Here is a 10823-nt window from a genome sequence, read left to right on the forward strand (position 1 = left end):
CTGCGCTACCGGGGCATCCAGACCCGGACGAGGGACAGCAGCTTCTCCACGTCCAGGGGCTTCGCCATGTAGTCGTTCGCGCCCGCCTCCAGGCATTGCCGCTGGTCGTCCGGCATGGCCTTGGCGGTGAGCATGATGACGGGCAGGCCACGCCGCTCGGGCTTCTCGCGCAGGTGGCGCGTCGCGGTGATGCCGTCCATCTCCGGCATCATCACGTCCATCAGCACGAGGTCCACCGGCTCGCCTGCCGCCTCGGCGCGGTCGAGCGCCGCCAGCGCCTCGCGCCCGTTGCGCGCGACGATGACCGTGGCGCCGTGCGGCTCCAGCACGCTGGAAAGGGCGAAGATGTTGCGCACGTCGTCCTCGACCACGAGGATGCGGCGCCCTTCCAGCGCCGCGTCGCGGTTCAGCGCGCGCACCAGCGTCTGCTGCTGCTCGCCCGGCATCTCGGACACGACCTGATGCAGGAAGAGCGACACCTCGTCCAGCAGCCGCTCCGGCGAGCGGGCGCCCTTGACGATGATGGAGGAGGAGTAGCGGCGCAGCCGCAACTCGTCCTCCGGCAGGAGGTCGCGGCCGGTGTAGACGATCACGGGCGGGAAAGGGCGCGTCTCGTCCGCGCTGATCTGGTCCAGCAGCTCGAAGCCGGTCATGTCGGGCAGCGACACGTCCAGCACCATGCAGTCGAAGGTCTGCCTGGACAGCTCCTCCAGGCAGGCGGCGCCGGTCGCCGCGCCCACCGTCTCCACCTCGTCGGAGGCTAGGAGGCGGCGGATCGCGTCCAGCTGCACCAGGTCATCCTCCACGATGAGCACGCGTCGCAGCTTGTGGTCGATGCGCCCCTCCAGCCGCCGCAGCGCCTGGGACAACTGGTCGCGCGAGACGGGCTTCTGCAGGAAGCCCACCGCGCCCAGCGCCAGCGCCGCGCGCCCGCTCTCCTGCGCCGAGGCGATGTGGACCGGGATGTGGCGCGTCGTCAGGTCGTGCTTCAGCCGGTCCAGCACGGACATGCCTGAGTGGTCGGGCAGGCCGAGGTCGAGCACGATGGCGTGCGGCAGGAAGGCGCGGGCCATCGCCACGCCCTCGTCGGCCGTGCCGGCGACGAGGCAGTGGAAGCCCTGCTCCCGAGCCAGGTCGCGCAGGAGGCCGGCAAAGGCCGCGTCGTCCTCGATCACCAGCAGGATGCGGCGCGCCCCTTCCAGCACGTCGCGGTCATCCGCGACGGCGCGCGGCGCGGCCTTGGCCGGTGCGGGCGGCGCGGCCGGCGGCAGGGCGCGGATGCGCACACCCGAAGGCGGCGCGGCGGCCGGCGCGGCGTCGTCCATCGCGGGGGCGGGGGCATAGACGGGGGGCAGGACCAGGGTGAAGGTGCTGCCGCGCCCGGGTGCGCTGGCCAGCTCGATGGAGCCGCCGAGCAGCCGCGCCAGTTCGCGCGAGATGGACAGGCCGAGTCCGGTGCCGCCGAACCGGCGCGCCGTTGTGCCGTCCGCCTGCCGGAACGCCTCGAACACCGCTTCCTGCTGCTCGGGCTCGATGCCGATGCCGCTGTCGCGGACGGAGAAAGCGATGCGCCCGTCGGGAAGCGTGTCCACCTCCAGCGCCACCTCGCCCTGCTCGGTGAATTTCAGCGCGTTGGACAGGAAGTTCTTGAGGATCTGCTCGAGGCGCTGCCCGTCCGTCTCCACCTCGCCGGCCGGGGCCTCCACGCGGAAGGACAGGCCGCGCTCGCGCGCCACCGGCTCGAAGGTGCGGCGCAGGCGCTCCGTGAGGTCGCTGATCGCGAGCACGGAGGGGCGCAGCTCGACGCGCCCCGCCTCGATCTTGGACAGGTCGAGGATGTCGTTGATCAGGGTGAGCAGGTCGTTGCCGGCGGATTCGATGGTCTCGGCGAAGCGCACCTGCTCGTCGGACAAGTTGCCCTCGCGGTTGTCGGCCAGCAGTCGCGCCATGATCAGCGAGGAGTTCAGCGGCGTCCGCAGCTCGTGCGACATGTTCGCCAGGAACTCGGACTTGTAGCGGCTGGCCTGTTCCAGCTCGCGCGCCTTGTCCTTCAACGACGCTTCCGAGCGCTCCAGCGTATGGGTGCGCTCCTCCAGCCGCTCATTCGCCAGGCGCAGCTCCCTTTGCTGCGACTCCAGCGCCGCCTGGGACGCTTCCAGCTCGCGGCTCTGCTCCTCCAGTTCCTCGTTGGAGGCGCGCAGCTCCTCGCCCTGCTTCTGGAGTTCCTCCGCCTGGCGCTGCGTCTCGTCCAGCAGGTCCTGCAGGCGCGCGCGATACTGGGCGGAGCGCAGCGCGACGGCGATGGCGTTGGAAGTGCGGCGCAAGAGCTCCGCATGGGTTTCGCCCGCCACTTCCGCGAAGCCTAGCTCCACCGCGCCCTTGAGCTCCCCGTCCAGCTCGATGGGGGCGAGGAGGAGGGAGTGCGGCGCTGCCGCGCCGAGCGAGGTGCCGAAGCGCAGATAGCCCGTGGGCAGGCGGTGGAGGAGGCGGATGCGCCGGTCGCGCGCCACCTCGCCCAGCAGCCCGTCGCCGGGCTGGATCCGCTGTGGCAGCGCCTCGGGATCGGGCACGGCGAAGGTGGCACGGCGCACCAGCGCGCCGCCCTCGGCCACGTAGAAGGCGCCGACCGCCGCCCCGGAATGGCGGCACAGCCCGTCCAGCACCGCAGCGGAGATCTGGTCCAGCCCCTGCTCGCCCGACATGCGGGCGGCAAGGCCCAGCTGGCCGGATTGCAGCCATTCCTGCCGCAGCACGGCAAGGCGCCCGCTGACGAACAGCGTGCCGCCGACCGCGAGTATCCACACCGTGACCACGCCCATGCCCCGGTTCACGGCGCCGATCACCATCTCCACCCCCGGTGGGCTCAGCCAGTACCCCGCCAGCATCAGCGCGGTGGCGAACAGCGCCGTCGCGAGCGGCGCCGCAGGATGCCACAGCAGGAAGGACAGGAGGATGGGCAGGAGGTAGAACAGCCAGTTCGTGATGCCGAGCGGCGTCACGAGGTCCAGCGCGAAAAGGGCGAGGGTACTGGCCGCGATGGCGATGAGAAGCGGCGTGGAGCGGGGGCCGGTCCAGCTTGCCTCGCCTAGCGCGGCGCGGCCCAATCCGGTGGGGGTGGTGGCCCCGTCCGGTCGCTTGGCGGCATCGTGCATCCTGTCTCTTCCCCTGACCCGCGCAGCGCGCTTCATCCCGTCGCAATATCGCGTCCGACGGGCCCCTGGCCAGAGTGGAAGGCGAAGCAATCCAGGGGCGGGCTGGTCCCGCCCCTGGCCTGCGCCTTAGAAGGAAAAGCGCGTTCCGACCAGCAGTGAACGGCCCGGCACCTGGAAGCCGTTCACCGGCTCCCACTTGGACCCGCCCAGGTTGCGCCCCCCCAGAAAGGCAGTGACCTGCGGCGTCACCCGGTAGGAGGCGGTGATGTTGAGCACCGTTCCGCTCTTGTTGCGGCGCGGCCCGGCGATGCTGGCCCCCGCATCGGTGTAGGAGGCGAAGGGTCCCTCCGGGCTACGGCCGGTGAAGAGCAGCGTGGGCGCGATGACGAGGCCCGGCAGCGGCTCGACCCGCATCGTCGCGTTGATCACGTGCTCCGGCCGCCGGGGCAGGGGGCGGCCGGTGGCGCGATCCGTCGCGTCGGTGATCGTCCAGCTCAGTTCGGCCGACAGCCAGCGCGCGGGGCGCAGCGCCACGCCGAGCTCCGCGCCCTTGATCGCCACGCGGTCCACGTTCACCAGCGTGGAGAACTGCGCGTTGTAGTTGATCAGGTCAGTGACACGGGACTGGAAGAAAGCGGCGCTCAGCGTGGCGAAGGCGGGGCGGCCGAAGGCGGGGATGTCCAATTCCGTCCCCACCTCGTAGCCCAGGCTGCGCTCGGGGCGGAGGTTCGGGTTGCCGCGGAAGCTGGTGCCGATGGCGCCGAAGCGCTGGAACAGGGCCGGGGCGTTGAAGGCGCTGCCGCCCGCCGCGCGCAGCCGCATGTTCAACTCGGGCACCTGGAGCACGGCGCCGACCCGCCAGGTGGTGTCAGAGAAGCCGCCCGCCGCGTCGTGGCGCAGCCCGGCCGACAGGTCCAGCCGCTCCCAGACCCGGTATTGCACGGCGGCGTGGCCGGCATTGACGTCCTGGCGCGCGTTGACGCGGGTCTGGAACGGCACCGCCCCCGCGATCGAGCGCGCGGATTCCCGCGCATGCGTGACGCCGAAGCTGGCCTGCCCGTCGGAAAAGGCGCCGAAGCCCGGCAGCCGCACCGTGTTGCCCCAGTCCACCGTGGTCCGCTCGCCCAGGTAGCGGTCAATGCCCGTGGCGGCCGAAAGCCCATCCGGCAGGTTGGAGTAGACGCGGCGGTCGCTGCCATGGGCGATGCGCAGCCCCGTGGTCCAGGCCCCGCCGAACAGAGTGGTCTCGCCGCGCAACTGGCCGAACCAGCGCCGGTCGTCGCCGGTGAAGTTCGGGTCGTCGCGCGGCACGGAATCCAGGCCGAAGCGATTCTCCCGCCAGCGCAGCAGCGCCTCGACCCGCGTGCCGAAAAGCGGCGCCCAGCCGAGGCGGGCCGTGGCGGCGGTGCCGCGGAAGCCGTCGCGCTCGTTCAGCGTGCGCTGGAAGCGCGAGGCGGTGGCGTTGAAGCCCTCCGTGGACAGGGAGTTCACGCTGGCCAGGTAGTCGAACTGTCCCACCGTCCCGGTCACCCCGGCCCCGGCGCGCAGCGTGCGCTGCGTCCCGCCCGCAATCTCGCCATAGGGCAGGAAGGCGCGGTCGGGCGGCGCGCGGCGCGTGACGAGGTTGATGACGCCCCCCAGCGCCGAGCCGCCATAAAGAGAGGAGGCGGGTCCGCGCAGTACCTCGATCCGCTCCACGTCGAAGAGGAGCTCGTTGCCGAAGTTGAAGGCGCCATTGGCCTCGGCTGGGTCGTTCACCGGCACGCCGTCCAGCAGCACCAGGGTGGAGCGGGAGGAGTTGCCGCGCAGGAAGACGCTGCTCTGCTGGCCGATCCCGCCCGAGGCGGCGATGCGCAGCCCGGGCACGATCTCCAGCGCCTCGGCGAGGGTCTGGAAGCCGCGCTCCTCGATCGTCTGGCGGGTGATGACGGTGATGGCGGCGGGGACGCGCTCGAGCGCCGTGGGCGCGCGGGTGGCGGTGACGATCGTGTCGGGCAGGGCGACCTGCGCGGCGGCGGGGCCGGCCGCGAGAAGCGCGGCGGCAAGGGACAGGCGGCGCATGGGAATTCCTCCATCTGCGCGTGACGGCAATGCCGCGTGGCAAGGGAGCGCCACGCGACGGCTGGCGTCGGGCCCGCAAACGGAAACGAGTTCCGTGGCACCGGTGCACCCCGCCCGGCACGCGCGAGAACAACTCTGCGCCGGCCGGTCTCCTGGCTCGCGGGTCCATGCCGTGCGCCGCCTTCTCGCCCCCTCGGGGAGGGAGCAATGGCTCGTGGCGCGCGGCTCTCCGCCTACAGTTGCGGGGGCAGCTGCGGATTGGCGGGGCTTGGGCCCCGCGTCGCGCATTCCCGTTTCACCCCTCCTCGGGGCACCGACGCATGCGCCGTGCTTAGAACGGCGCCCTAACGCCGGGAAGGGGTGGAAAGGTCAGAACAGCCAGTCCAGCGCCGCGCGGCCAAACCAGAGCAGGGCGATGATGACGCCGGTGGCGAACAGGCAGCCTGCCAGGGTCAGGCCGGCGCCGATCCCGACCACGCGGCTGTCATTCTCCACCACGCCCAGGGCCATGACGATGGTGCCGAAGGCGGGCGGGCCGTTGGTGCCCGGGCCGGGCAGGATCAGCATGATCGCGCTGAAGACGGTGAGCCACCCCACCAGCTTGTCGCCGGTGGCGCCGATCCAGAAGCCTTGCCGCGGCCGAACCCAGCGCTCCACCTTGCCGATCCAGCCGGAGGAGGCGCCGGAAAGGCGCAGCAGGTCCTCGCGCTTGATGGTCTGCCGGGCGATGAAGGCGGGCAGCTTCGGCACGCGATGCCCCATGCCCATCTGCAACCCCAGGATGAGCATCGGGATGCCGAAGACGCTCGCCATGCCGGGCAGGAGGGAGGGGAGGCACAGGAGAAGAATCAGGAGGCCGAAGGCGCGGTCTCCGAAGGCTTCTGCCATGTCGCCCAGGCTGATCCGCGCGCCGGGGAACTGGGCCGCCACTTCCGTAACGATGCGGGAAATGGGCGCCTCGTGCGACAGATGGGGCGTTCCGTCCAATAGATGTGTCCTTGATGCAGGGCAGGGGACGCCCGGCTGCATAGATGGCGGCTTCCCCCCGGAGAATCCAGCGGGATTCTGCGTAAGGGAAAAGGCGGGCCGCCCGGGGACGAGCCTGGGGATGTCAGGCCCCGGTAAAGGCGGGGCGGCGCTTCTCCATGAAGGCGCGCCGTCCCTCGCGGTAGTCGGCGCTGTCGAAGCAGGCATCCTGCGCCGCCGCGATCGCCGCCATGTCGCGGCCGGCCGGATCGGCCAGAACGGCGCGGACCGTGCGCTTGTTGGCCAGCAGCGACAGCGGCGCGTTGCCGGCAATGGTGGAAGTGATCCGCGCCAACTCCGCATCCAGTTCTGACGGCGGGACGAGGCGGTTGACGAGGCCCATGCGCTCGGCCTCCTCGCCCGCGATGCGGCCGCCGGTCATCAGGATGTAGTGGGCGTGCGCCGGGCCGACGAGGGCGACGAGGTTGCTCACCATGTCGAAGCCATAGGCGATGCCCAGGCGCGCGGCAGGGATGCCGAACTCGCTGCCCGTCGCCGCGATGCGGATGTCGCAGGACATGGCGATGCCCAGGCCGCCGCCCATGCAGAAGCCCTCGATCTTCGCGATCACCGGCTTGGGGAACTCGGCCAGCTTCTTCCGCCCGTGGCTGGTCTTCTGGTTGTAGTGCCGCTGCGCCTCCGCGTCCGAGCGGTTCTGCTCGAACTGGGAGATGTCGGCGCCGGACACGAAGGCCTTGCCGCCCGCCCCTTCCAGCACGACGCAGCGGATCGCCGCGTCGGCCTCGAAGCGGTCCAGCGCCTCAGCCATGCCGTCCCACATCCCGATGGACATGGCGTTGCGCTTCTCAGGCTGGTTGAAGACGATGGTGCCCACGCCCGCATCGGCGCGGGCGATGATCTTGCCATCGGCCAGGGTGGTCTCGGTCATTTCGCTGCGTCTCCCAGCGCGCCCGTCGCGCGCAATTCCTCGATCTCGCTCGCCGACATCCCGGCCTGCGCCAGGATCCCGGCCGCGTCGCCGCCCAGGGCGGGCACGCCGCGATGCACGCCGGGCTTGTGCCCCTCGATGTTCAGCGGCGTCCGCACCACCCCAGCCTCGCCCAGCCGCTCATGCGGGGCGTGCCACACCATGCCCAGGTGCTGCACCTGCGGATCCCCGAACACCTCGCGGATGTCATTGACCGGGCCGCAGGGGATGCCCGCCTCCTCCAGCTTGGCGATCCACCATTCGGAGGGGCGCCTGCGCGTTTCCTCCGCGATGGCGGCGTTCAGCGCCGGGCGGTCGGCGGTGCGGCCCTTGGGCGTCTGCCATTCGGGCTTGCGCAGCCAGTCCTCGCGCCCGCAGACGCGGCAGAACACCTCCCACAGCTTGGCGGAGGAGGCGGCGATGTTGATCGGCTTGTCGGCGGAGGGAAACACGCCCATGGGCGTGTTCACCGGGTGATCGTTGCCGGCCTGGCCCGCCACCTCGCCATCCATGAGGAAGCGTGTGGCCTGGAAGTCCAGCATGAAGACCTGCGCCTCCAGCAGCGAGGTGTGGACATAGCCGCCCACCCCCGTCCGCTCGCGCTCGAACAGCTTCATCATGACGCCGAGCGCCAGGAGGTTGCCGGCCGTCAGGTCGTTGATCGGGATGCCGACGCGCATGGGCCCGCGCCCCGCCTCGCCGGTGATGGACATCAGCCCGCCCATGCCCTGCGCGATCTGGTCCACCCCGCCGCGCCCGGCATAGGGGCCGGTCTGCCCGAAGCCGGAGATGGAGGCGTAGACGAGGCGCGGGTTCACCGCCGCGATCTCTTCCGGCCCGATCTTGAGCCGGTGCTTCACCGCTACGCGCATGTTCTCCACCAGCACGTCGGCCTTCGCCGCGAGGCGAAGGAAGGCCGCGCGCCCGGCGGGGTTCTTGAGGTTGAGCGCGATGGATTTCTTGTTGCGGTGCAGGTTCACCGAGTCGAACCCGTCGCGCGGCCCGCCGAACCCGTCCTGGCTGCCCGGCGGCTCGACGCGCCAGATCTCGGCGCCCCAGTCGGCCAGATGGCGCACGCAGGTCGGGCCGGCGCGGGCCAGCGTCAGGTCCAGAACGATCAGCCCGTCCAGCGGCAATGGCATCCGGTCGTTTCCCCTTGTCCCGCGAAACTACGCGCCGCGGCGCGGGCTGAACAGCCGCAGCCTTTCCGCCAGCGCCCAGATCCGGCCCAGGACGAGGGAGCAAAGCAGGGTGCGGCACAGGTGGAAGGCCATGACCAGCGGCACGGCCGCCCCCAGCGCCTTGGCCGTCACCCCCATCTCCGCCATGCCGCCGGGTGCCATGCCAAGCAGCGCGGCCGAGACGGGCAGCCCCCAGGCGAAGGCCAGCGCCAGACCCACCAGCGCCCCCAGCGCGCAAAGCAGCAGGGTGGAGGCGACGGAGGCCGAAAGGAGGCGGCGCGAGGAAAGCAGGAAGTCGCGCGACAGCTTCTGCCCCAGCGCCACGCCCATGCCGACCTGCGCCGCATCCACGAGAAAGGGGGGCACGCCGCCCGGCAGCCGGTCGAAGGCGGCGGCCCCGATGGCCAGGAAGCAGGGCCCCATCATCCAGGGATTGGCCAGCCCGGCGCGGCGCAGCAGCAGCGCCGCCACCCACCCCGCAAGCAGCATCACGAGGAGGCCCAGCGCGTCGAAGGGCAGGCGCGGCGCCAGGAACTCGCCCGCCTGCCCGTGCGGGGCCAGCCAGGTGAGCAAGGGCGGCATGAGGATCACCACCATCACCACGCGCACGGTCTGGGCGAGGGTGACGGGTGCGACCGGCGCGCCGGCGCGCTGCCCGACCACCACCATCACCAGCACCCCGCCGGGAATGCAGGAAAAGAACCCCGTCCGCGCATCCACCCGCGCCAGCCGCATGAAGAGCGGCACGCAGAGCATCCCCGCGACGATGGAAAGCAGCCCTGCCAGCAGGATGGCGGGCAGCGCCGCCCCCAGCGCCGCCAGCACCGGGCCGGAAAAGGTCTGGCCGAGGGCGAGGCCGATGACGATCAGCGCCGCCTGGCGCGGCCATGGCGGTGTTTCCACCCGGCGATGCCAGGCCAGCGCGGCGGTGCCGGCCATGGCGCCGAGCATCCAGGCGAGGGGCACATGGAGAAGGTGGAACACCGCCCCGCCCGCCGTCGCGACGATCCAGGGCAGGAGGCGGTGGAACAGGCGGCTCACGTCGGGGCGCAGCTTCCCCCTGGCCCGACGCGGCGTCAAACCGGGCGGCGGTAACCCTTTGTCCATGCATGGGCGCGATCTGACTTTGCCGCGTCGTTCCATCCGCGCCCGAAGCGCGGCTTCGCGGGACGCGTCAGGTCAGCCGCGTGATGCCGCGCGCCGCCATCAGCGCCGCGACCCCGCCGGCATGGAGCTTCAGCGTCCGCGCCGCCGCCTTCCAGCGCGGGTCGCCCAGCGCATTGGCGGCCGATCTCGGATCCTCCGGGTCCGAGAGCAGGACGCGCGCGGCCAGCCCGGGCTGCGACGCCGCCTGCGGGATGCTCAGCGCCTGCGCCAGAACGCCGAGCAAGCGCGGGTCGCACAAGGCCGCCTTGGCATCCGGCGCGCGATCCACCGCCTTGCGGAACTGGTCCAGCGCGCGCTTCTGCATCGGCTCGCTCGCGATGCGCTGGAGGTTGCGCGCCTCCTCGCCCTCGCGCGTCGCGCGGCGGAAAAGGCTGATCGCGTCGCTCATGCCGGGGGTGGGGCGGTCATGCGGCGCGGCGGCGCCGGCGGCGCAAGGCCCAGCACCTCCTCCTCGTGCCGCATCACGCGGCGCGCGATCTTCAGCGCGGCGTAGCAATCATCGCCTTCCGCCGCGGCCAGCGCCTCGCCCAGCAGGGCGCGGCAGGTGATGGAGGTGGTGGCTTTCATGAACTCGGCGATCAGGCGGCGCGCGGCGTCCATGCCACCCGGCCGCTCCCCCTCCATGCCGATATAGGCCGTCTGCAGCGCGAAGTAGATGCGGCGCGCGGGGGTGTTCGCCGCTTCGGGCGACATGATCTGCTTGCCGAACAGGAAGCGCGCCTTGGCCGCCAGCTCGATCCGCGTGCGGTTGCGGAAGCGGATGGGGGCGCCGTTCACCACCATCATGTCGCCCCGGCGGAGTTCGAGCACGAGCGTGGACATGCGGTTCCCATTCCTTCGGAGCCATGCGGCGGGGTCGTTCCCGGCCCAGAACTCATCATGCCGCGCGCTGGTAAACAGGGGGTGAAGCGCCTCAGCGCAGGAACTGCGCGAGGTTAAGGCCCGACAGCATCCCGATGGCGCGATAGCTCGCCTCAGCGTGGCGCGCGTGGCCTGGAGCCGCGTCAGCGTTTCCGCGAGATCCACCTCCTCGATCCCGGCAAGCTGGTGGTTCAGCGTGGTGCTCACCGCCTCGTGCCGCGTTTGCGCCGCCGCGATGCGCCGGGGAGGCGCGCTGGGCTGGTGGTGAACATGGCAAGCGGCCCGGCCGCGGCGCGGCGCGTCCATGCGGCGCTGGACGCGGCCTGCCGCCGCTTCCTGGGCGAGGGCGTCCCCCTGTTGGGGGGGGGGGGGGGGGGGGGGGGGGCCCGGCGCGCCGCCGCCGGGCCCCCCCCCCCGCGCGGGGGGGGGGCGGGGGCCCGCCCCCCC

At 71.8% G+C, this 10823-nt stretch carries 8 protein-coding genes and 1 riboswitch; all 8 genes read right to left on the minus strand.

Annotated elements, in window-relative coordinates; genetic code table 11:
- Positions 1–5 precede the first annotated feature (5 nt).
- Positions 6–3152, minus strand: coding sequence for a response regulator (locus tag OF850_RS10000; protein ID WP_301589920.1), 3147 nt, complete (start codon positions 3150–3152; stop codon positions 6–8).
- A 126-nt stretch (positions 3153–3278) separates the two neighbouring features.
- Positions 3279–5213: a TonB-dependent receptor plug domain-containing protein gene (locus OF850_RS10005; RefSeq protein ID WP_301589921.1), complete on the minus strand. Its 1935-nt coding sequence runs from the start codon at positions 5211–5213 to the stop codon at positions 3279–3281.
- A gap of 125 nt (positions 5214–5338) precedes the next feature.
- Positions 5339–5547: riboswitch (cobalamin riboswitch) on the minus strand.
- A gap of 35 nt (positions 5548–5582) precedes the next feature.
- On the minus strand, positions 5583–6200 hold the full coding sequence (locus OF850_RS10010; RefSeq protein ID WP_301589922.1) for an exopolysaccharide biosynthesis protein: 618 nt from the start codon (positions 6198–6200) through the stop codon (positions 5583–5585).
- A 124-nt stretch (positions 6201–6324) separates the two neighbouring features.
- The gene (locus OF850_RS10015; protein ID WP_301589923.1) at positions 6325–7128 is read right to left on the minus strand and encodes an enoyl-CoA hydratase; all 804 of its coding nucleotides are present in this window, start codon (positions 7126–7128) and stop codon (positions 6325–6327) included.
- Positions 7125–8309, minus strand: coding sequence for a CaiB/BaiF CoA transferase family protein (locus tag OF850_RS10020; RefSeq protein WP_301589924.1), 1185 nt, complete (start codon positions 8307–8309; stop codon positions 7125–7127). The genes OF850_RS10015 and OF850_RS10020 overlap by 4 nt, the downstream gene beginning before the upstream one ends.
- A 27-nt stretch (positions 8310–8336) precedes the next feature.
- Positions 8337–9389, minus strand: a complete 1053-nt coding sequence (locus tag OF850_RS10025; protein WP_301589925.1) for an AbrB family transcriptional regulator — start codon at positions 9387–9389, stop codon at positions 8337–8339.
- Between the two features lie 133 nt (positions 9390–9522).
- Positions 9523–9903, minus strand: a complete 381-nt coding sequence (locus tag OF850_RS10030; RefSeq protein ID WP_301589926.1) for a hypothetical protein — start codon at positions 9901–9903, stop codon at positions 9523–9525.
- A complete protein-coding gene (locus tag OF850_RS10035; protein WP_301589927.1) occupies positions 9900–10337 on the minus strand; it encodes a flagellar biosynthesis repressor FlbT in 438 nt (145 codons plus the stop codon). The genes OF850_RS10030 and OF850_RS10035 overlap by 4 nt, the downstream gene beginning before the upstream one ends.
- Positions 10338–10823: the final 486 nt, after the last annotated feature.

The organism is Sabulicella glaciei (genome assembly GCF_026183895.1).
In the GTDB taxonomy this organism is placed as follows: domain Bacteria; phylum Pseudomonadota; class Alphaproteobacteria; order Acetobacterales; family Acetobacteraceae; genus Roseococcus; species Roseococcus glaciei.

What these genes read in the sequence shown, in the direction of transcription:
- OF850_RS10000 (WP_301589920.1), bottom strand. Translation starts at nt 3,152, where the DNA reads ATGCACGATGCCGCCAAGCGACCGGACGGGGCCACCACCCCCACCGGA.
- OF850_RS10005 (WP_301589921.1), bottom strand. Translation starts at nt 5,213, where the DNA reads ATGCGCCGCCTGTCCCTTGCCGCCGCGCTTCTCGCGGCCGGCCCCGCC.
- OF850_RS10015 (WP_301589923.1), bottom strand. Translation starts at nt 7,128, where the DNA reads ATGACCGAGACCACCCTGGCCGATGGCAAGATCATCGCCCGCGCCGAT.
- OF850_RS10020 (WP_301589924.1), bottom strand. Translation starts at nt 8,309, where the DNA reads ATGCCATTGCCGCTGGACGGGCTGATCGTTCTGGACCTGACGCTGGCC.
- OF850_RS10030 (WP_301589926.1), bottom strand. Translation starts at nt 9,903, where the DNA reads ATGAGCGACGCGATCAGCCTTTTCCGCCGCGCGACGCGCGAGGGCGAG.
- OF850_RS10035 (WP_301589927.1), bottom strand. Translation starts at nt 10,337, where the DNA reads ATGTCCACGCTCGTGCTCGAACTCCGCCGGGGCGACATGATGGTGGTG.